26 protein-coding genes are annotated in these 20,445 nt (G+C 46.6%); 20 read left to right on the top strand and 6 right to left on the bottom strand.

The genetic code is table 11. The features are described from left to right. Positions 1 to 7: 7 nt before the first annotated feature. A complete protein-coding gene (locus AC6I2O_RS19405; RefSeq protein WP_497743509.1) occupies positions 8 to 1,210 on the top strand; it encodes a galactokinase in 1,203 nt (400 codons plus the stop codon). Positions 1,211 to 1,356: 146 nt separating this feature from the next. On the opposite strand, the gene AC6I2O_RS19400 is transcribed toward AC6I2O_RS19405, so the two are convergent. Then, positions 1,357 to 3,099, bottom strand: a complete 1,743-nt coding sequence (locus tag AC6I2O_RS19400) for an Rqc2 family fibronectin-binding protein (protein WP_497743508.1) — start codon at positions 3,097 to 3,099, stop codon at positions 1,357 to 1,359. A gap of 292 nt (positions 3,100 to 3,391) precedes the next feature. Between AC6I2O_RS19400 and AC6I2O_RS19395 the strand changes: the two genes are divergently transcribed. The 8 genes from AC6I2O_RS19395 to AC6I2O_RS19360 are packed head-to-tail and all read left to right on the top strand — an operon-like array spanning position 3,392 to position 8,482. Further along, the gene (locus tag AC6I2O_RS19395; RefSeq protein ID WP_120393119.1) at positions 3,392 to 4,270 is read left to right on the top strand and encodes a YicC/YloC family endoribonuclease; all 879 of its coding nucleotides are present in this window, start codon (positions 3,392 to 3,394) and stop codon (positions 4,268 to 4,270) included. A 13-nt stretch (positions 4,271 to 4,283) separates the two neighbouring features. Then, the gene (locus AC6I2O_RS19390; RefSeq protein WP_120393077.1) at positions 4,284 to 4,559 is read left to right on the top strand and encodes a DUF370 domain-containing protein; all 276 of its coding nucleotides are present in this window, start codon (positions 4,284 to 4,286) and stop codon (positions 4,557 to 4,559) included. Then, entirely contained in the window at positions 4,556 to 5,191 is a 636-nt protein-coding gene (gmk, locus tag AC6I2O_RS19385) for a guanylate kinase (RefSeq protein ID WP_120393078.1), read from the top strand. Before AC6I2O_RS19390 ends, gmk begins: the two co-directional genes overlap by 4 nt. A gap of 1 nt (position 5,192) precedes the next feature. After that, positions 5,193 to 5,456, top strand: coding sequence for a DNA-directed RNA polymerase subunit omega (gene rpoZ / locus AC6I2O_RS19380; protein ID WP_120393079.1), 264 nt, complete (start codon positions 5,193 to 5,195; stop codon positions 5,454 to 5,456). Positions 5,457 to 5,480: 24 nt separating this feature from the next. Beyond that, a complete protein-coding gene (locus AC6I2O_RS19375; RefSeq protein WP_120393080.1) occupies positions 5,481 to 6,149 on the top strand; it encodes an HdeD family acid-resistance protein in 669 nt (222 codons plus the stop codon). Between the two features lie 3 nt (positions 6,150 to 6,152). Then, positions 6,153 to 7,490: a 30S ribosomal protein S12 methylthiotransferase RimO gene (gene rimO, locus AC6I2O_RS19370; protein WP_120393081.1), complete on the top strand. Its 1,338-nt coding sequence runs from the start codon at positions 6,153 to 6,155 to the stop codon at positions 7,488 to 7,490. Beyond that, positions 7,474 to 8,013: a CDP-diacylglycerol--glycerol-3-phosphate 3-phosphatidyltransferase gene (gene pgsA / locus AC6I2O_RS19365; protein WP_120393082.1), complete on the top strand. Its 540-nt coding sequence runs from the start codon at positions 7,474 to 7,476 to the stop codon at positions 8,011 to 8,013. Before rimO ends, pgsA begins: the two co-directional genes overlap by 17 nt. Continuing rightward, positions 8,000 to 8,482 carry a CinA family protein gene (locus tag AC6I2O_RS19360; RefSeq protein WP_497743507.1) on the top strand — a complete coding sequence of 161 codons (483 nt, stop codon included), beginning with the start codon at positions 8,000 to 8,002 and terminating at the stop codon, positions 8,480 to 8,482. Before pgsA ends, AC6I2O_RS19360 begins: the two co-directional genes overlap by 14 nt. A gap of 99 nt (positions 8,483 to 8,581) precedes the next feature. Here AC6I2O_RS19360 and AC6I2O_RS19355 read toward each other — a convergent pair whose 3' ends face one another. Next, positions 8,582 to 8,863, bottom strand: coding sequence for a hypothetical protein (locus tag AC6I2O_RS19355; protein ID WP_120393084.1), 282 nt, complete (start codon positions 8,861 to 8,863; stop codon positions 8,582 to 8,584). Between the two features lie 84 nt (positions 8,864 to 8,947). Continuing rightward, positions 8,948 to 9,193: a hypothetical protein gene (locus AC6I2O_RS19350; protein WP_497743506.1), complete on the bottom strand. Its 246-nt coding sequence runs from the start codon at positions 9,191 to 9,193 to the stop codon at positions 8,948 to 8,950. 333 nt (positions 9,194 to 9,526) lie between these two features. On the opposite strand from AC6I2O_RS19350, the gene AC6I2O_RS19345 reads away from it, so the two are divergent. Continuing rightward, a complete protein-coding gene (locus AC6I2O_RS19345; RefSeq protein ID WP_147412311.1) occupies positions 9,527 to 9,712 on the top strand; it encodes a hypothetical protein in 186 nt (61 codons plus the stop codon). Between the two features lie 51 nt (positions 9,713 to 9,763). Here AC6I2O_RS19345 and AC6I2O_RS19340 read toward each other — a convergent pair whose 3' ends face one another. The 3 genes from AC6I2O_RS19340 to AC6I2O_RS19330 all read right to left on the bottom strand — a co-directional run bounded on the left by AC6I2O_RS19340 (position 9,764) and on the right by AC6I2O_RS19330 (position 12,311). After that, positions 9,764 to 10,003 (bottom strand): chorion class high-cysteine HCB protein 13, encoded by a 240-nt coding sequence (locus tag AC6I2O_RS19340; protein ID WP_120393087.1) that lies wholly within the window; start codon positions 10,001 to 10,003, stop codon positions 9,764 to 9,766. 120 nt (positions 10,004 to 10,123) lie between these two features. Beyond that, positions 10,124 to 11,875, bottom strand: coding sequence for a S8 family peptidase (locus AC6I2O_RS19335; RefSeq protein ID WP_497743505.1), 1,752 nt, complete (start codon positions 11,873 to 11,875; stop codon positions 10,124 to 10,126). A 70-nt stretch (positions 11,876 to 11,945) separates the two neighbouring features. Then, positions 11,946 to 12,311 carry a metal-dependent transcriptional regulator gene (locus AC6I2O_RS19330; RefSeq protein WP_120393089.1) on the bottom strand — a complete coding sequence of 122 codons (366 nt, stop codon included), beginning with the start codon at positions 12,309 to 12,311 and terminating at the stop codon, positions 11,946 to 11,948. A 145-nt stretch (positions 12,312 to 12,456) separates the two neighbouring features. Between AC6I2O_RS19330 and AC6I2O_RS19325 the strand changes: the two genes are divergently transcribed. From AC6I2O_RS19325 to AC6I2O_RS19280, 10 genes are all read left to right on the top strand, one after another. Continuing rightward, positions 12,457 to 12,666 (top strand): FeoA family protein, encoded by a 210-nt coding sequence (locus AC6I2O_RS19325; RefSeq protein ID WP_120393090.1) that lies wholly within the window; start codon positions 12,457 to 12,459, stop codon positions 12,664 to 12,666. Between the two features lie 21 nt (positions 12,667 to 12,687). Beyond that, complete coding sequence (locus AC6I2O_RS19320) at positions 12,688 to 12,909, top strand: FeoA family protein (protein ID WP_120393091.1); 222 nt, start codon at positions 12,688 to 12,690, stop codon at positions 12,907 to 12,909. A gap of 106 nt (positions 12,910 to 13,015) precedes the next feature. Further along, complete coding sequence (gene feoB, locus AC6I2O_RS19315; RefSeq protein WP_497742965.1) at positions 13,016 to 15,163, top strand: ferrous iron transport protein B; 2,148 nt, start codon at positions 13,016 to 13,018, stop codon at positions 15,161 to 15,163. Positions 15,164 to 15,188: 25 nt separating this feature from the next. Further along, positions 15,189 to 15,326, top strand: coding sequence for a FeoB-associated Cys-rich membrane protein (locus AC6I2O_RS19310; RefSeq protein ID WP_120393093.1), 138 nt, complete (start codon positions 15,189 to 15,191; stop codon positions 15,324 to 15,326). Positions 15,327 to 15,538: 212 nt separating this feature from the next. Next, positions 15,539 to 15,901: an Hpt domain-containing protein gene (locus AC6I2O_RS19305; RefSeq protein ID WP_120393094.1), complete on the top strand. Its 363-nt coding sequence runs from the start codon at positions 15,539 to 15,541 to the stop codon at positions 15,899 to 15,901. 210 nt (positions 15,902 to 16,111) lie between these two features. Then, positions 16,112 to 16,588: a hypothetical protein gene (locus AC6I2O_RS19300; protein WP_120393095.1), complete on the top strand. Its 477-nt coding sequence runs from the start codon at positions 16,112 to 16,114 to the stop codon at positions 16,586 to 16,588. Between the two features lie 51 nt (positions 16,589 to 16,639). Next, positions 16,640 to 17,542 (top strand): S8 family peptidase, encoded by a 903-nt coding sequence (locus AC6I2O_RS19295; protein WP_120393096.1) that lies wholly within the window; start codon positions 16,640 to 16,642, stop codon positions 17,540 to 17,542. A gap of 240 nt (positions 17,543 to 17,782) precedes the next feature. Next, a complete protein-coding gene (locus AC6I2O_RS19290; RefSeq protein ID WP_497742964.1) occupies positions 17,783 to 18,490 on the top strand; it encodes a phosphatase PAP2 family protein in 708 nt (235 codons plus the stop codon). A gap of 85 nt (positions 18,491 to 18,575) precedes the next feature. Next, the gene (locus AC6I2O_RS19285) at positions 18,576 to 19,631 is read left to right on the top strand and encodes a lysylphosphatidylglycerol synthase transmembrane domain-containing protein (RefSeq protein ID WP_497742963.1); all 1,056 of its coding nucleotides are present in this window, start codon (positions 18,576 to 18,578) and stop codon (positions 19,629 to 19,631) included. Between the two features lie 27 nt (positions 19,632 to 19,658). Beyond that, positions 19,659 to 20,318 carry a CDP-alcohol phosphatidyltransferase family protein gene (locus AC6I2O_RS19280; protein ID WP_497743504.1) on the top strand — a complete coding sequence of 220 codons (660 nt, stop codon included), beginning with the start codon at positions 19,659 to 19,661 and terminating at the stop codon, positions 20,316 to 20,318. Positions 20,319 to 20,445: the final 127 nt, after the last annotated feature.

Below are 20,445 nucleotides of genomic sequence, written 5' to 3'. Positions count from 1 at the left end.
TGAAAAAATCTACGGAGAAAGCGAGGTAAGCCGGAAACGTTATGAGTCACTGGCGGAGAATTTTGAGAAAATGTTCCATTCAGATAAAATGGAATTCTTTACAGCTCCGGGAAGAACGGAAATTGTCGGCAATCACACAGATCACAATGGGGGAAAGATTCTGGCGGCTAGTATCAGCATGGATACGATCGGAGCTGCATATCCAAGCGGCGACGATACTGTGACGATTGTCAGCGAGGGCTATGCCGGAAAGGTTGTCATTGATCTGAAGAAACTGGCGGATGTGCCGAAGAACAGAGGGACACTTTCTCTGGTGGCCGGTATGCTGACAGCAGCAAAAAAAGCTGGCTTCCAGGTGGCAGGTTTTAATGTCTATGTTTCGACAGAGGTGATCAGTGCGGCAGGCGTGAGTTCCTCCGCTTCTTTTGAGATGCTGATCTGCTCGATTGTCAATTACTTTTTCAATGAAGGAAAGATGCGCTGCATTGATTATGCAAGACTTGGTCAGTATGCAGAGAATCATTACTGGGATAAGGCGTCAGGTCTGATGGATCAGATGGCATGCGCAGCGGGAGGAACAATTCTTCTTGACTTTTCAAAAAATGATGAGGAACTCTGTGAGCAGGTAGATTTTTCTTTTTCACAGATCGGATATGATCTGGTTATTGTAAATACGGGAAAAGGCCACGCAGATCTGAGTGAGGAGTATTCCAGTATCCCGCAGGAGATGCGGCAGGCGGCTGTGGCAATGGGAGCAGGTTTGCTTTATGAACGGGATCTGGATACGCTGCTTCAGAATCTGTCAGAAATTGACAACGATCGCGCAATCCTGCGCGCGCTGCATTTCTATGAGGAAAACAGACGCGTGGACGAGGCATATGCGGCAGCGAAAGCTAAGGATGCAGCAGCATTGCTGAACGCCATCGAAGCGTCAGGGCATTCGTCCTGGGAGTGGCTGCAGAACTGCTATACCCTTCAGGATTATAAGGAACAGAAGATCACACTGACGCTGGCACTGACAAAGCTGTTCCTTGACAGGACGAAAAGAGGAGTATGCAGGGTGCATGGCGGCGGTTTTGCGGGCGTCATCGCATGTGTGTTGCCGAAAGAGGAGACACAGGATTATATGAATTATATCTCCGGTTTTGTGGGTAAGGAAAATGTATATCCAATGAATATCCGTCTGTTTGGAGCAGGACACGTGGAATAATTTGCGATGCTGACAGAGGAAAGTAATCTGCTGGAAAGGATTTCTGGATAAAAAGATAAGGTCAGATCATTATAAGTCCCGGCTGAAGTCATATTTGATGTTCAGCCGGGACTTTTTGTGCACAGGCGTGGCAGAAGAAATGCCGCTTAGTCGGACAACAGGCGGATTCCTGAGATATCTGAAGCAATCATCATGGAATAATTCGTGTAATATACGACAAAACCGGGCTTTGCTCCATTTGGTTTTTTGACGTGCTTTTTTTCGATATAGTCAATCTCTACTTTTTCCGCGCCGCGGTTTTTGGAATAATGGGCGGCAAGCCGTGCAGCTTCTTCAAAGGTCCGATCCGGCAGCTCTTCACCGCGGGATTTTACGATCACATGAGAACCGGGCGCTCCTTTGGCGTGGAACCACCAGTCGTTTCCGGAGGCCAGCTTGAAGGTCAGTTCATCGTTCTGATAATTGTTTTTTCCAACATACATATCATAGCCGTCTGAGGAAATATAGTGAAACGGCGTGGATGTGATTTTTACTTTTTTTCCAGTATATTTGCGGCGAATGTAGCCGGCATCGGTCAGCTCTTCTTTGACCTGTACGAGATCTGCCTCAGACAGGGCCATGTCCATGAAGGTACAGATGGATTCGAGCTGTGTGATCTCAGCCTGTGTTTCCTGAATATGTTCGGAGAGCGCTTCCCAGGTACGTTTTAGTTTGTTGTATTTTTCAAAATATTTTTTTGCATTTTCCTGGGCGGTCATGGTGTCGTCAAGCGGAATTGTGATCATTTCGTTTGTGTAATAGTTCAGCGCTTCCAGCTTTTTGTCCCCTGGTTGTGCTTCATAGCCATAAGTGTTCAGCAGTTCACCGTAAATCCGATACTTATCGCGCTTTTCCGTATCTTTGAGCTGGCGGCTTTGGAGCTCATATTTTTTGCGGCAGCGATCCAGTGCTGTGGTTGCAATGCGGCGCAGGTCTGAAGATTTCTGGCGGATGCGTGTCACCGTATTTTTCATGGCGTAATACTGCTCCAGCATGGAAGAGGCGGAAGCGAACGGAACACATTCCAGATCCCGGTAAAGAGTCAGCGGTATGGAAGAAAATTCAACCGGAATATGGTTTTGATCGTATATAATGGATGGCGCAAAATTGGCGGCCTGGACTTCTTCCATCATCAAGGAAAACTGGCGATACAGGTGGAGCTGGGCCAGTTCTCCGATGGAATTTGCGCTCTGTGCGGATTCCAGGCAGGCACGGTGGCAGACTTCCTCTGCGATGACCGGGCTGATGCCAGTATAGGTCGTATAGATCGCTTTTGCCAGCGGCATTGGTTTGGAAAACACAGTACTGCGAAATTCCTGTTCAGAGGAAGCAAGCGGGTCGCATTTTTCCTGCGTCATTGCGATAAAATATGGACGTCCAGGAAGTACCTCGCGCACGGAGCTGGTCTGTGCAGAAACGTGCTTGATGCTGTCCAGAATCATGCCCTTATCGTCGCAGAAAATGATGTTGCTGTGCTTGCCCATCAATTCCACAACCAGATCTTTGTGGCAGAGGTCTCCAAGCTCGTTAAAATGCTCGATTTCGAAATGAATGATCCGTTCAAGGCCTGGCTGCCAGATGCGCATCAGCTTTCCGTTGCCGATGTGCTTGCGCAGAAGCATACAAAAATTCGGTGCAGTCATCGGGGACGGTTTATTTCCTTCTGTCAGGTAGATGAGCGGGAGGCTGGCGCTTGCCGAGAGAAGCAGTCTGCGCTGGCCGGCCGGTCCTTTGAAGGTCAGCAGAAGTTCATCCGGTTCCGGCTGTGCAATTTTGCTGATTCGTGACCCTTTTAACTGTTCGCTTAATTCTGAAACAATATTTGAAATGACAATTCCGTCTAATGCCATAGAAAAGCCCCCTGTTCTGTTGTGAAATAATTCTCTTAACCTGCCCATCATATCAGATTAAAAAAGAAAAGACAATTGTCATTGACGGTTTTTCACCGATCGTTTATAATAAATTCAATATGGACACTTATGCCCGGAGACTATTTCGGGCTTTCGTATGTGCAGGGGCACATGCGAAAATGAGTTGCTGCGGCAGCTCGTACGCGCGAGACAGTCGGGAGAAAATTTTCACTGCCCGATTTCAGGAAGATTTTTTATAGACAGACAGATCCGGTCAGGAGAGGAAAGGAAAATGATTAAGAGCATGACAGGCTTTGGTAGATGCGAACATCACCAGGGCAGCAGGAAGTTTACAGTTGAGATGAAAGCGGTGAATCACCGCTATTTTGACGTAAATATCAAAATTCCAAAGAAATTCAGTTTTTTTGAGTCAGCGATTCGCATGGAGCTGAAAAAATACGTCCAGCGTGGAAAGGTTGACGTATTTGTTACATATGAAGATTATACAGAAGAAAATGCCTCGCTGAAATACAATGAAAGTATCGCGGCGCAATACCTGAAATATTACGCTCAGATGGCGGAAGCCTTTCATCTTGAGAACGATATCCGGGTTTCGACGCTGGGGCGTTGTCCGGAAGTCTTTACGATGGAAGAGCAGGACATTGACGAAGCGGAAATCTGGGGAGTGCTCGGCGAAGCCCTGAAGGGGGCGTGCAGTCAGTTTGTGGAAGCGCGGGAACGTGAAGGGGAAGCTTTGAAGCTGGATATCCTTGACAAATTGGAGAGAATGGAAGAAAATGTAACTCTCGTTGAAAAACGCTATCCAGATATCATTGCAGAATACCGCAAAAAGCTGGAAGATAAGGTAAGAGAACTTCTCACAGATGCACAGATTGATGAAAGCCGCCTGGCGTCAGAGGTCGTACTTTTTGCAGATAAGATCTGTACGGATGAAGAGACGGTGCGTCTGCGCAGCCATATTCATACCATGCAGCAGGAGCTGCGCGCAGGAGGTAGCATTGGACGCAAGCTGGATTTTATCGCGCAGGAAATGAACCGCGAGGCAAATACGATTCTCTCAAAAGCAAATGATCTGGAAACGTCCAATATTGCAATTGATCTGAAAACGGAGATCGAAAAGGTCCGTGAACAGATTCAGAACCTGGAATAATTTGGAGGACCACATGGCAGATTTGGTCAACATTGGTTTTGGCAATTATGTAAATACACAGAAGGTGGTTGCTGTAGTCAATCCGGATGCTGCGCCGATCAAGCGGATGGTGCAGAATGCACGCGAAGCACAGAAAGTGATTGATGCGACGCAGGGTAGGCGCACGAAGTCAGTGCTTGTGCTGGAGACGGAACAGATCGTTCTCTCTGCGATGCAGCCGGATACGATAGCCAGAAGATTTGCCGCTAATATAATGGCGGAACAGGATATGAAGGGAGAAGAGCAATGAACAGAAGGGGAATCCTTGTAGTGGTTTCCGGTTTTTCCGGGGTCGGAAAAGGTACGCTTATGAAACAGCTCACAGAGCGTTACGGCTATTATGCACTGTCTATATCCGCGACGACACGCGCACCGCGGGAAGGCGAGGAGGATGGACGGGAGTACTTTTTCAAGACAAAGGAAGAGTTTGAAGAACTGATTAGGGAAGACCGGCTGGTTGAGTATGCATGTTACTGCGGCAATTATTACGGGACGCCGCGGGATTATGTGGAGGACCAGATGGATCAGGGCCGGGATGTGATTCTGGAGATTGAGCTTCAGGGCGCTTTGAAAATCAAAGAAAAATATCCGGAGGCGCTTCTGCTGTTTGTCATGCCGCCGGATGCCGCGACATTGGTGGAGCGTCTGAACGGGCGCGGTACGGAAGCGCGGGATGTTGTCCGGGAGCGGCTTGCAAGGGCGGTCGAGGAGGCGGCCGGAGCGGTGCAGTACGATTATATGATTATTAATGATGATCTGGAGCAGAGTGTGGAAGAGGTACACTATCTGATTGACAGCCAGCATAATAAAATAAGCCGGAACCTGGATTTTGTAGAGCAGGTCCGCAAAGAACTTATCACATTTTCGAAAGGAGAATTATAATATGTTGCATCCATCTTATTCTGATTTGATGAAAGTAGTAAACAGTGAGGTAGAGGAAGGAAATGAGCCGGTCGTAAACAGCCGTTATTCGATTGTTCTGGCAACAGCAAAGCGTGCGCGCCAGATCATTGCACGCCAGTCCAAGGACGATCTCGATGTGCTGGTGGTATCTAAGCCGCTCTCAAAAGCAGTTTCAGAATTAAATGAAGGAAAGATCAAGATTGTTCCGGAGGAAGAAAAAGAAGAAATACAGGCCGAAGAGTGAGACGGAAACGGGGTGTGATAAGCATTGAAAGAGGTTAAACAATTCAGCAAAAGTTATATTCTGGTTTCAGCACTGTACGTTGTACTGGGGATTGTATTGCTGGCGTGGCCAGGGACCTCAGTGAAGATGATTTGCTATGGCCTTGGTTTTACAATGGTGGTTCTCGGTATCACATACGGAATTATTTATTTTACCAAAGACAATCTGGCCGGTTTTTTGCAGATGGATTTGGTGATCGGTATCATTTGCCTTTCTTTTGGCGTTTTCATTTTGCTTAATCCGACCTTTTTGTCAACGGTGCTTCCATTTGCAATGGGGATCATTCTGCTTTTGGGCGCAGTGGTCAAGATTCAGAGCTCGCTCAATATGCGCCGTCTGAAATTCGGAAAATGGTACCTGGTACTGATCTGTGCTGTGGTAATTATTATCATGGGCATTGTGTTGCTGTGTAACCCGTTCCAGGAAGAACAGTATATGATTCTTTACATCGGTATCTGTCTGATTCTGGATGGACTGACGAATCTGACTTCCCTGATCTGTATTCAGATGCGGGTAAGAAAGCTTGCGCGGATTCAGAAAGAGCATCCGGAGGTACAGCTGAAGGATCTCCTGGAGCAGAAGGAAAAACATGACGGGCAGAATACGGATATCATAATTCCAGAAGGAAAAAAGGATGCCGGGAAGCAGGAGTAATCCATGAAAATATTTTTTGTTTCGCTTGGATGTGATAAAAACCTCGTTGATTCAGAAGAGATGTTGGGGCTGCTTGGAAGCAGAGGTTATACATTTACGGATGATGAGACAGAAGCGGATGTGATTGTGATCAATACATGCTGCTTTATCAATGACGCAAAAGAGGAAAGCGTCCAGACAATTCTCGAGATGGCAGAATATAAAAAGGCCGGGAGCTGCAAAGCGCTGATTGTGACGGGGTGTATGGCACAGCGCTATCGGCAGGAAATACTGGATGAGATAGAAGAAGTGGATATGGTGCTTGGCACCACCGCGTATGAGGAGATTGTGCAGGCAGTGGAGCAGGCGGTTGGCGGTGCGCGTGCAGTGGAGGAGAAGCCCCTTGCGTATCTTCCGCAGCCGGGGGAAAGCAGAATTTTGACAACGGGCGGCCATTTTGCATATCTGAAAATAGCGGAGGGATGTAACAAGTGCTGTACATACTGCATCATTCCGAAGCTGCGTGGAAAATATCGCAGCGTACCGATGGAACGGTTAATTGCGCAGGCAAAGATGCTGGCGGAGCAGGGCGTAAAGGAGCTGATTCTTGTCGCACAGGAGACTACGGTTTACGGAATGGATCTGTATGGACGGAAATCGCTGCATCTTCTGTTGGAAGCGCTGTGTAAAATATCTGGCATCCGTTGGATTCGTGTCCTGTATTGCTATCCGGAGGAGATTTATGATGAGCTGATCGAGACAATGAAGCGGGAGCCCAAGATATGTCATTATCTGGATTTGCCGATTCAGCATGCCTCAGACGCAGTGCTGCGGCGTATGGGACGCCGGACAACGAAACAGGATCTGCTTTCGATCATTGAAAAGCTTCGCAGGGAGATACCGGATATTGTACTGCGTACGACGCTGATTGCGGGATTTCCGGGGGAGACGCAGGAGCAGCATGAAGAGCTGATGGATTTTATTGATGAGGTGGAGTTCGACCGACTCGGTGTGTTTGCCTATTCCCAGGAAGAGGATACGCCGGCAGCAGGTATGCCGGATCAGATTGATGAGGAGACGAAGCTCGCCCGTCAGGAGGCGCTTATGGAGCTTCAGCAGGAGATCGCCTTTGAAAAGGCAGAAGCGATGGTGGGCCGTACGGTCATCGCCATGGTGGAAGGCAGTGTGGCAGATGAAGATGCCTATGTTGCACGAACTTATGGAGATGCGCCGAATGTAGACGGCTTGTTGTTTATTAACACCGGTGAGATGCTGCATTCTGGAGATTTTGCAAAGGTTCGGATTACCGGTGCGGCAGAATATGATTTGATAGGAGAGATAGCAGATGAATTTGCCGAATAAACTTACTGTATTTCGGGCATGTATGGTACCTGTTTTTGTGTTTGTAATGCTGTGGGACGGCCTGGGCGAATATGGAAAATATGTGGCTGCGGCCGTTTTTATTCTTGCAAGTGCCACGGATTGGCTTGATGGGTATCTGGCAAGAAAGAACGGGCTTGTGACTGATTTTGGAAAATTCATGGACCCGATTGCTGATAAGCTTCTTGTCTGCTCTGCGATGATCTGTCTTGTGGAAAATGACGCGTTGGCGGCATGGATTGTGATTATCATTATCGGACGTGAGTTTATCATCAGCGGCTTTCGGCTGGTGGCATCTGACAAAGGCACCGTGATTGCTGCCAGTTACTGGGGGAAATTTAAGACCGTATTCCAGATGATTATGGTGATTCTGCTGATTCTGGATTTGGGCGGTGTTTTTGATACGATTGCAGAGGTGGTTGTATGGATTTCGCTGATCCTTACTGTGATTTCACTCATAGACTATCTGTACAAAAACTGGAGTGTGATGGATGGACAGATGTGAGACAAAACTGGTCGAGATTTTGCGGCAGCGGCAGTTGCAGATGACTACGGTAGAGTCCTGTACCGGCGGAATGGTTGCCGCTGCGGTTACGTCGGTTCCGGGGAGTTCGGAGGTGTTTCAAAGAGGCTTTGTGACATACTGCGATAGGGCAAAGCAGGAACTTGTGGGTGTCCGTCAGACGATTCTGGAACAGTATACCGCGGTGAGCGCACAGACGGCGCAGGAGATGGCAGAAGGCGGGGCAAGGGCAGCTCTGGCCGACTGCTGTGTTTCTGTTACAGGCTACGCAGGGCCAGATTCAGGAAGCGGGGAGCCGGTAGGACTCGTTTATATCGGTTGCTTTTGTTGTGGAAGGGTGGAAGTGGAAGAACATCATTTCATTGGCGAGCGTCAGGAAATACGTGAGCAGGCGGCAGGCCGTGCGATCGCTTTGCTTTTAGAGATGCTGACTGAGTCAGAAAAGAATTAGAAGTTTCGGGTGCTTTTTGCAGGAAGGCTTTGAATAAGGCCTTCAGCAAAAAGCACTTTTGGTTATCGGTATTTTCATCTATCTTTTTATTCGTATAAACTATCTGCGTTTCATTTGCTTCATAATGGCGCAGATTTTATCAATTCTCTGTATTTCTTCTTTTGATTTTCCCATTTTCATTACTTCGATAATCGCATCTGTTTCCGCAGAATCAAACGACATATTGTTTTCTTTGGACTGTGCCGAGGCGGACATCAAAAAAGGAAGCAGTTCGTTTGGACTTTTTCCTTTTGCCTGATCTGCCATGGAAAGCAGCATTTGCAGTTTGTTCGGGTCAATTCCGCCAAGCGCGGGATTTTGCATCCAGGAATTATCACTCATATTATGTTCGATCCTTTCTATAATAAAAAGATTTTAAGATTGTTTTACATTTTATAATTATGTAAAAAACAGTCTTGTTCTATATTATGGGGCATCGGGCAGATTGTGCGCATCTTGGGGCGGGAAATCGTAATCCGGAAGGTTTTCATCAAAACTGCTGTTAAAATTTCCTGTGAACAGGTTCAGCGGAAAATCAGCGATGCCGGTGTCGGAGGACTGAGAGAACATGGAGGAGAGTTCCATAACAGAGAGAATCTGAATCCACTGATCCAGAAAGGCCTGTTCTTTTTCTTCACAGTAGTTGCGGATGTCGTTCAGAATATCCAGCATATCAGGAGATTCGGAGGAAGCGCTGCATGCAGTGACGACGGATGTATTTTTCTGATAGAATGATATGACGTTCTGAATTTCCATCATTTTGATGAGGATGGAAAGTGTACGCTGATTTCCTGAAGCGACGTAGGGAAGGAAGGCTTTTATAAGGTGAAGATGATTCTGGTTTGCAATTTGGTCGAGGGGGGTCTGCATGAATTGGCTCCGGAATCTTTTTTGATAGTTTATGTAAGGTGGGGCGGAAATATGATTATGGGAATATGATATGGTACCAGGATTCTCGGAACGTGGGGATCTGGCTTGTAAGAAAAGTGGATGGAGGATGCAGAGATGGGATTTCATACAGTAATAGAAGGAAATGCTTTTTATGAGGTTGATGACGACTGTCTGAGAAAACGCAGGAAAGAAAATGATACAGCTGCAAAGGATATGCTGAAAGGAAACGCGAATCAGAGAACTGATCAGGGAATGAGTCCGAAAATAGGAGGGAATGGCAGAAATCGAAGTTTCCGATAACATGAGAAAGCGGGGCCGAAGCCCCGCCTTTTTAAAATGGATGAGAATCCATTAGCATCCGCAGCCACCGCCGCAGTTGCCACCGTTTCCGAGGAAGCTGCCATTGCCGCAGCCGCCACAGAACAGAAGCAGAAGGATAATCCAGCAGCAGTCGTTGCCGCCGTTGCCGCCGAAGCCGCAGCCACCGTTTCCATTGCCGCAGAATGCGAGCAGGATCAGCAGTGTGCAAATAGAAATCCCGTTGTTGCCTTCACATCCACATCCACAGTTTGTAGCAGTTAAATCACTCATTTCGTTTTCCTCCGAAATTGATATTTACAATGTATCATATGCTTCAGGGAGGAAGGTGTTACGGAAAGTGATCATTTTTGAAAAAAATTTTTTTGTTTGTGAAAAGTGGTATGACAGCTGCTACAGTCGCAGGAAGGATTCAAAAATTCCGTAAACATTCATGAGGCCATATCCCATTTCCCGGTTTGGGTATGTATAATTGTTGTTGCGGGTCGCTCCCCGCTGGAAAAGACTTTTGATTTCGCGTGGCGTAAAATACCGTGGGAAATCGCGAAGAAGGCCGCTTTCTACCACCAGGGCAGTGGCGCCCGCGGTCAGCGCGGAAGCTGCGCAGGAGCCGGTACGGGGGCCGTAGAGCGCTCCGGGAGAAGCTGCACCAGGACTTTGGCTGGATAGAGGAGCGGTGATATTTACGCCCGGGGAGACAAAACTTGGCTTTACGAGATTGTTTCTGGTATAGCCGCGCCCGGAGTTTCGGAACATGCTTCCTGCATACGCGTCAAACGTACCAACGGACATAATCGCCTCTGCACAGGATGGGTTTACAAGCGTGGTATCCGTGTTTGGGGTATAAAAACGGACATCAGGGCTGACAAGGCCGGTAACTGGAAGCCACATATGAAAAATTCCATTTACATAGGAAAGGTTTGAGACACGGACTCGCCAGACGCCGGGTGTCGGTGTTTCAAAACGAATTTGAGCCATCTGAGAGCCGCTCAGCATTTCAACAATTGCATAATTCAGATAAATTTTGCTGTATTCCAGAAGAAAGTTAAATTCATGAGTCATAAAATCGCGTGGCTGTACGGGCTGAATGGTTTCGCCAAGCGGAGAGATAAAACCGATGCTGTAAAGCTCCGGCGCGTCTGCCCAGAATTCCAGAGTAAAGCCGGAACTTTCCTTCTCTACGAGAATTTCCACATCAGTGTATGGCTCAGAACGGTCAAGAGTTCCAAGGAAATGATGTCCCTGACCGACCTCATTTCCAGTACCGCTGACCACATATACCCCGGTATTGAACTGTGCGGAGGTCAGGACATCTTCAAGCGGCGTATTTCCGGTGTGTCCCCCCTGGTTGGAGCCGAGGGTCATACAGATGACCAGAGGCATCTGCAGCTTTCGGGAAACATCGACCATATACCGGATACCAAGCATCAGGTCTGTTTCCTGATAGGCCAGTGCGTCTTCCGGGATCATAAAATAATCCCGAAGATATTGCTTGGCGGGTTTTAATTTAACTGCAATAATGGTACTGTCCGGAGCAGCCCCGATGAAGTCTGCACTTGCATCCGGAGTACCGCAGGCAATGCCGGCCATGGCGGTTCCGTGCCCCAGTTCATCTCGCTGAGGCACGATTTCATATGGATCAGGAGAAAAGAGTGCCTGATTAATTTGCTCTCTGGTGTATTCTGTGCCGTACATAAGCCCATCCGGTGCAGGACCGGTCTGAATGGTCTGATCCCAGATTCGCATGATTCGGGTGGTGCCGTCCAGTGCACGAAATGCGGGATGCGTATAATCAATACCGGAATCAAGAAATCCGATCAGCACCCCTTTGCCGGAAAGGGAAAGAAACGGCTGGTTTTGCGCGGATAAAATTCCGCTGGTCTCAAGGCTTACCGTGTCAATGGAGGTGAAAAGCTTTGGCACGCCAGGATAACCGATCTGCTCCATAGTAATAAGCTCATCAGAAAAAGGTGCATGCAGGATACTGTATTGTGCGTCAACAATCTGTGGTGAGAGCTGATTCAGCTCCGAAAGCAGTGTTTCCGGTGCAAGTTGGTACCGGAAAATAATGTCGGAGTATTCTTCAGAAAGGGCAGGCGGGATTTCCGGGGCCTGCGCAGAAAATAGTTTTGTGCGATGATTCATCAGGAGAACTCCCAAGAAAGGCATTTTATTAAAAATATGAGACATGTAAAGAAAAAATACGGTTTGGGAACTAGTTTTGATTTACATGTTTTTTAATGGCCTCGAAGCTTTCACGACTGATGACATGCTCAATTTTGCAGGCGTCTTCGGCTGCCGTTTTGGGGTCCACGCCGAGCGCAGTCAGCCAGGAGGAGAGCAGCAGATGCCGTTCGTAGATTTCTTCAGCGATCGCACGACCGGATTCCGTGAGTGTAATAAAGCCGGATTTTGCGACAGCAATATGATTTTTTTCACGGAGGTTTTTCATGGCAATACTGACGCTTGATTTTTTGAAGCCAAGCTCAGCGGAAATATCTACTGCACGGACAACTGGCAGTCTGTGGCTCAGGATAAGAATTGTTTCAAGATAATTTTCAGCAGATTCGTTGATGATCATGGTAACACCTCGCATTATTCAGAATTCTATTCGTTAGTATACCATAAACACTGAAAATGGTAAATATAAAAAAAGTTGTTGACTTCTAATTGCAGTTAGAATATACTAACTATGAAGCAAAAAGTGTGAGAAAGGAGGAATAAAAATGCCGTTATCAATGGCGAGAGCGGGAGAACCCAACATCATCAAGAAGGTCGGAGGAAAAGAGGGAACAAGACAGTTTTTGGAGAAACTCGGTTTTGTGGCCGGCGGAACGGTTACTGTTGTCTCTGAAGCAGGGGGGAATCTGATCGTAAATGTGAAAGAATCCCGCGTTGCGATCGGAAAAGACATGGCGAATCGGATTATCATTTGACTGACAGAAAGGGAAGCGCTTATGAAAACGTTGAAAGAGGTTGCCTGCGGAGAGACCGTAAGGGTATCAAAACTGACCGGAGACGGACCGGTCAAGCGAAGAATCATGGATATGGGAATCACAAGAGGAGTGGAGATTTTTGTTCGGAAGGTTGCTCCGTTTGGAGATCCTGTGGAGGTGACGGTAAGAGGGTATGAGCTGTCACTTCGCAAGGCAGATGCGGGTATGATACAAGTAGAATAGATTCTATTTTTTTAAATAAGAGTTAGTTGAAACTAATATAAAATAGTTGAAGCAAATATAAGGTAGAGAAAACAAATTTGAACCATAAGGCAAGAAGGAGTAGGAAATGTCAATTAAAATTGCACTTGCAGGAAATCCGAACTGCGGAAAGACAACGCTGTTCAATGCACTGACAGGCTCCAACCAGTTCGTGGGAAACTGGCCGGGAGTGACTGTCGAGAAAAAGGAAGGAAAGCTGAAGGGATACAAAGATGTGACAATCATGGACCTTCCCGGCATTTATTCGCTTTCTCCGTATACACTGGAGGAGGTCGTTGCGAGAAATTATCTGATTCACGAGCGGCCAGATGCGATTATCAATATTGTGGATGGCACGAATCTTGAGCGGAACCTTTATCTGTCCACACAGGTGATGGAGCTTGGTATTCCGGTTGTCATGGCAGTCAATATGATGGATCTCGTAAAAAAGAGCGGAGACAGGATTTCTGTTACAAAGCTGAGCCAAAAGCTTGGATGCGAGGTAATTGAGATCTCTGCTTTGAAGGGGATTGGTGTTTTGGAGGCAGCTGAGCGGGCTGTGGCGCTGGCAAAGAAAAAGGATGCGTCTGCACCGGTACATCAATTTGCTCCTGAGGTGGAGCAAGTCATTGCCGAGGTAGAACAAAAACTTGCCGGGAGTGTTCCGGCGGGACAGAAGCGTTTCTTTGCGATTAAGCTTCTGGAGAAAGACGACAAAATTGCCTCAGTGTTGAAGAACGCTCCTGATGTTGAAACCGAAATTAAAAAGCTGGAAAGTAAATATGACGATGACACGGAAAGCATTATTACAAATGAGCGCTATGTGTACATATCATCCATAATCGGAGAATGCTGTAAAAAGTCCGGCAGGCAGAAATTAACGAATTCTGATAAAATTGACCGGATTGTCACAAACCGCTGGCTGGCGCTTCCAATTTTTGCGGCGGTCATGTGGCTGGTTTATTATATTGCTATATCAACGGTGGGCGGATTTGCAACGGACTGGACGAATGATGTACTGTTCGGTGAAATTATTCCGCCGGCTGTTTCCGGTTTCCTGGAGCGTATAAACTGTGCATTGTGGCTGCAGGGACTGATCGTTGACGGGATTGTGGCCGGCGTGGGAGCCGTTCTTGGTTTTGTTCCGCAGATGCTTGTACTGTTTTTGATGCTCGCTTTTCTGGAAGCGTGCGGGTATATGGCAAGAGTGGCGTTTATCATGGACCGGATTTTTCGAAAATTCGGGCTTTCCGGAAAATCTTTTATTCCGATGATGATCGGGATGGGATGCGGGGTTCCGGGTGTTATGGCATCGAGAACGATTGAACATGACAGAGACAGGAAGATGACAATCATGACAACGACCTTCATTCCATGCGGCGCAAAGCTTCCGATTATCGGACTGATTGCAGGCGCATTGTTTGAGGGCTCCGCATGGGTGGCTTTCAGCGCCTATTTTGTAGGAGTTGCAGCGATTGTGTGCTCCGGCATTATTTTGAAAAAGACGCAGATGTTTGCGGGTGATCCGGCTCCCTTTGTCATGGAACTACCGGCGTACCATATGCCGACAGTCGGAAATGTACTGAGAAGTATGTGGGAGCGCGGATGGTCCTTTATCAAAAAGGCAGGTACGGTGATTCTTTTTTCTGCAATTATTTTATGGTTTCTGCAGGGCTTTGGCTGGGTGGAAGGTTCGTTTGGCATGCTGGATGCCGAAGAACTGGAATACAGCATTCTTGCCCGGATCGGAACGGTTCTTGCACCGCTGTTTGCGCCGCTTGGCTGGGGAGACTGGAAGTCTGCCGTAGCAGCGATTACAGGTCTGATTGCAAAAGAAAATGTGGTGACGACGTTTGGCATTCTTTATAATATCGCGGGTGAGGTTGCGGAGGATACTCCGGATTTGTTGACAGCGGTCGGCGCAGGCATGACAGCACTTGGAGCATATTCATTTTTGATTTTTAATCTGTTGTGTGCGCCGTGTTTTGCAGCAATGGGAGCGATCAAACGTGAAATGAATAATGCGAAATGGTTTTGGTTTGCAATTGGTTATCAGTGCGGACTTGCATATATCGTATCGCTTTGTATTTATCAGCTCGGATTGCTTTTTGCAGGAGGAAGTTTTGGCTTGGGAACAGCAGTTGCAATTTTGCTTGTGCTTGGCTTTTTGTTTCTGTTGTTTCGCCCGTACCGCGAAAGTAAGACGTTGAACATAACAGGAAAAGGATTGGCATAATCACGAACATAACAGGAGGAAACAGATGGGGACAGGGATTGTTTTATTATTTCTGGCAGGCATAATTGTGTTGGCTGCACGGAGCATGAGAAAGGATAAAAAAGCAGGAAAATCTCTGCACTGCGGATGCGACTGCAAACACTGCGGCGGACATTGCAGATAGGAAACAGTACGCAAAGCGGTTAAAAAACAGAGTAAAAAGATCAGAAACAGTATCTGTGGTTTGTTTGCCAATGCATGACGAGACAGATGCTGTTTCTTTGTTATATACCACTTACGTTTGCCAGGCAAGGACAGTATTGTCTCAAAAAAAGAAGTGTGATATAATGTGGACACTTAGTGTATGTTTTCAGAATGTATGGAGGAGGGATAAGAATGAGTTTACAATCATGTTATGAAGCGTTTGGGGGAGATTATGAGGGGGTAGTGGCACGTCTGCGCAGCGAAAGGCTGGTGCAGAAATTTGTATTGAAGTTTTTAAACGATGGAAGCTTTGCATTGCTTTGTCAGTCACTGAAAGATAAAAATCATGAGGAGGCATTTCGGGCGGCACATACATTGAAAGGCGTATCGCAAAATTTAAATTTTACAAGATTGTATGAGTCCAGCAGCCAACTTACGGATGAGCTGCGTGACGGATGGGGCGATCGTTTCGACGAGCTGGCGGCTCAAGTTGCATCAGATTATGAGCAGACTGTTGCAGCAATCAGAACGCTGCAAGAAGAGGTTGGCGTTTGAGAAGTTTTGGCCTGCTGTCGTTTTCGCTTTTTCTGTGCATACTTTTCTTTTGCAGAAATCAGGCGTTGTACAAGTTTCCAAATTTTTCCGGTTGATTTTGCAAAAAGAGAAGGGTAGAATCGGTTAAAGCGATAAAGAATCTGTAAATAACAGGAAAAATTAACTGGAGGCGAGAAGTACAACTATAATAATTTGGGAGCGAGAGACATTATGCAGCAGAATAAAATAGAAGAATTTGCATTTTTATATTTGTGTGGAGAAGATGACAGAAATTTACTTTTGGGGAACGTATCGTTATCCTTTGAAGATTTTGACCGTTTGACTTATCTGGCAAATCATTTTGGATTGCAGGAATACGGTGCGGAGTTGTGGAATAGATACGGAAGAGCTTTTCACCAGCAGTATGAGTTGCTTGGGGCGTTGAGTTCCGGCGCAGATTGCGATGCGATTCTGCGGTCAGTCATGGATCCGGAGCAGGATAAAAATGAGGAAAAGAAAGTGGACAAGGAAAATGAACAGAGTCAGGATATAAATGCTGAACAGAAAGTTTTTGCAGGTGTTACGGCATATGACAAAGATGTTGCGATGCACGAAAAGTGGATTTCAGATTTTTGTACGAATGCGCCCACTGCCGAGACTCGGAAGTTTTTGCAGAAGCTGGATCGTGATCTCTGTACAGTAGAATAAATGTGACCCTTTTTCTTCTACCGCATATCGTGTAGTATGGAGGAAAAGGAAATGAATCGTGTAAGGGCACAACTGCATGCGGAAGAGGCGTATCGGGCAGGAATTACCGGAAGAGGAGTTACAGTTGCCATTTTGGATTCCGGTATCTGCTATCATCCCGATTACGCAGATCGAATTGTGGCGTTTCGGGATTTTGTAAACGGAAAGGCTATGTGTTATGACGACGCCTCTCATGGGAGCCATGTGTCAGGGATTTTGGGTGGCGATGGGAAAAGCAGCAGAGGACGTTATCGGGGAATTGCGCCTGGTTGCGGACTGATTCATTTGAAGATCCTGGATAAATATGGACAGGGGAATCTGGAAAATATTATTAGCGCCATGGATTGGGTGGCTGAGAATCGGGAAAGATACAATATTCGTATTATGAATCTTTCAGCAGGCGCCTCAAAGGATGATGCAGACTATGGAGCTAAAGCGCTGGTAAAGGGCGTGGAGGCTGCGTGGGATGCCGGGATTGTTGTGGTAGTAGCAGCGGGAAATATGGGGCCGGCATCCGGCAGCATTACGGTGCCGGGAAACAGCAAAAAGGTGATTACGGTGGGCGCCTCGGATGATTTTGCCAGAGGAGGACGCGGGATGTATGTGGAATATTCTGGCTGCGGACCAACGCGGGAATGTATCTGCAAGCCTGAACTGGTAGCTCCTGGTACGGGAATATGGTCGTGTTCACCGTCTTTCAGGCAGGGGAGGTACTATAGTGTAAAAAGTGGCACCTCTATGTCAGCGCCTGCGGTTGCCGGATGTATTGCCTTACTTCTGGAACAGGAGCCAAAGCTTACGAACGTTGAAGTCAAAATGCGATTGAAAGAATCTTCCAGAGATCTTGGCTATCCGAAGAACCGCCAGGGGTGGGGAATACCGGATCTTCGAAAATTGCTTCAAATAGAAAGATAAAGACAGGAAAAGCGATTTTTCTGTCTTTTTTGCTGAATTGTAAAGAAAATGTAAGGAAAACGTACAAAGCATGTTATATTTGTGTGATATTATACAAATAGTTTCGAATTTTTGTCCTAAGAAAAAAGTGAATTATAATTAAGATTTATTTAAAGAAATCTCTTATAAGATTCATTAGTATAGAATGGTAAGGACGATTTTTATGCCCTTATCATTTTGTTTGGAGAATGGAGTAAAAGTATGTCTTTAAATAAAAGAGTATCGGCGATTCTGCCAGTGTATGGATGGATTCCGCTGATTGCAGAATTCATTTTGAACAGCACGGTGTATGGCGGTGCAAAAATGATTGCAGGAGGCTGGCACCATTATAATATGGAAACGGCATTGGACCAGGCGATTCCGTTTCTGCCATGGACACTGGTGATTTATTTCGGATGTTACTTGTTCTGGATTGCGAATTATGTTCTGACTGTCCGGGTGAGCAGCAGGGAAGACGCTTATCGTTTCCTGAGTGCTGATTTTCTGGCAAAGCTCCTATGCTTTGTATTTTTCCTGCTTTTGCCAACCACGAATACAAGGCCGGAGATTACAGGAGATGGCATGTGGGATATGGGGATTCGTTTCCTGTATTGGATTGATTCGGCAGATAATCTTTTTCCGTCGATTCACTGTCTGACGAGCTGGATGTGTTATATCGGAATCAGAAAACAAAAAAGTGTACCGGCCTGGTATCGGACGTTTTCCTGTCTGATGGCGGTTGCGGTATTTATCTCCACACTGACAACAAAGCAGCATGTTCTGGTGGATGTGGCCGGCGGCGTGTTTCTGGCGGAGATCTGTTATCTGATTGCGGGACGTACCGCTCTTGCAAAGTGGTATGGAACAATTTTTGATAAAGCGGCAGCGTGTGTTTTTGGGAAGCCAGGAAAAACTTTATCGCGCGGATAAAGGATGAGGTTTGTTGGGATAAAAGTGTTTCCGCGGCGACAGGATGAATATGGGAAGGATTCCGGGAACAAAAGGAGCAGTCAGATTGGGTAAAGTAAAAAAAGTAATATTGAATGCAGCTATATTTTTCCTGGTACTCGGACTTACGGTGTACGGAGTTTTCCACGGGGAAGATATGGGAGAACTGAAGGAGGCCATTGGACAGGCAAGGCTTGGATGGTTGTTGCCGGCGGTCGGGTGTGTATTTATTTTCATATGGGGCGAGTCGATCATCATCTGGCATATGATGTGTTCGTATGGGATTCGACTGAAAAAGAGAATCTGTTTTCTTTTTTCTTCTGTCGGTTTTTTCTTCAGCTGCGTAACGCCTTCCGCAAGTGGCGGACAGCCCATGCAGATTTATTTTATGAAAAAAGAAAAAATTCCGATTCCTGTGGCAACGGTGATCCTCATGATTGTTACGATTACCTATAAGCTTGTGCTGGTGGTGATCGGTTTGGGAATTATTCTGTTTGCAAGGGATTTTCTGCATGCATATCTGGGTGAAATCCTTTTCGTGTTTTATCTTGGAGTTGCATTAAATGTTTTCTGCGTGACGTTCATGATGGTGCTGGTGTTTCATCCGTCTCTCGCCAAACTGATGATGCTCAAGGGGCTGTGGTTGCTGGAAAAGCTTCATCTGATGCGCCATAAGGAGGAGCGGACGAAAAAGCTGGAAGCATCCATGGATATGTATAATGAAACAGCGGCGTATATGAGTACGCATATGTGGCTGATGGTACGGGTGTTTTTGATCACCTTTGGTCAGAGAATTGCGTTGTTTGCAGCAACGTGTTTTGTATATCAGTCATTTGGACTTTCCGGGACCAACTGGATGGTGACATTGACTCTCCAGGCGGTGATTTCGGTATCGGTCGATATGCTTCCGCTGCCGGGCGGAATGGGAATCAGCGAAAGCCTGTTTCTGGTTATATTTAAACCGGTATTCGGAGCCCTGCTGCTTCCGGGTATGATACTCAGCAGGGGACTTGGTTATTACAGTGAGCTGTTGATTTCGGCAGTATTTACACTAGTTGCAGTCGTGGTATTTCAGAGAAAACAGGATGAAAATGCAGTACAGAGGAAAAGACAGAGTTATTAACAGAGAAAGAGAAAAGTGGGGGAAGCAATGATTGGATTTTATGATTATACGGTGGTGCTGACTTATTTAAGTCTTGCAAGTGGTATTATTGGAATGTTCTGTACGTTTACGGGGCACATGCACTGGTCTATTTTCTGCCTGGCTTTGTGCGGGCTTTTTGATACGTTTGACGGCAAGGTAGCCCGCATGAAAAAGAACCGGACTGAAGAGCAGAAACATTTTGGGATTCAGATTGATTCGCTGTGTGATATCGTATGTTTTGGGGTTCTTCCGGTGGCGATCTGTTATCATTCTGGAATGAACAGTCTTCCTGGCGCAGCAATTTTGATTTTTTACTGCCTGGCAGGACTCATTCGTCTGGCGTATTTTAATGTGATGGAGGAAAAGCGGCAGCAGGAGACGGCAGAAAACCGTAAATATTATCAGGGGCTTCCGATTACTTCAATTGCGGCAATTCTGCCGTTGATACATATCAGTGCAGCGTTGTTGCAGCGGCATTTTCTTCCGGTTCTGCATGTAGGTATGCTAATTACAGGAGGCCTGTTTATCTTGAATTTTAAATTTCGAAAGCCGAATAATAAGGAGCTGGCAGCGATTATTGCGGTTGTGGCAGTCGTGGTGTTTGTATATGGCAGTTTATTACAAATGGGGAGGATGTTCCGATGGAACTGGAAAAGCCTGACGTAGTAAAAAATAGTGCACGTGGACAGCGCGGTGTTGTTTCATGGCTGTATGGCAGCAGGCCAGGAAGGATGGTTTTGCGTCTGCTTGTCAGCCCGTGGTTTTCAAAGGCGGGGGGCAAGTTTGTTGCAGA

This window comes from Blautia sp. St.27G3, from assembly GCF_059728505.1.
Note: the sequence above shows the minus strand (reverse complement) of the source record. Positions and strands in the feature narration are given on the sequence as shown.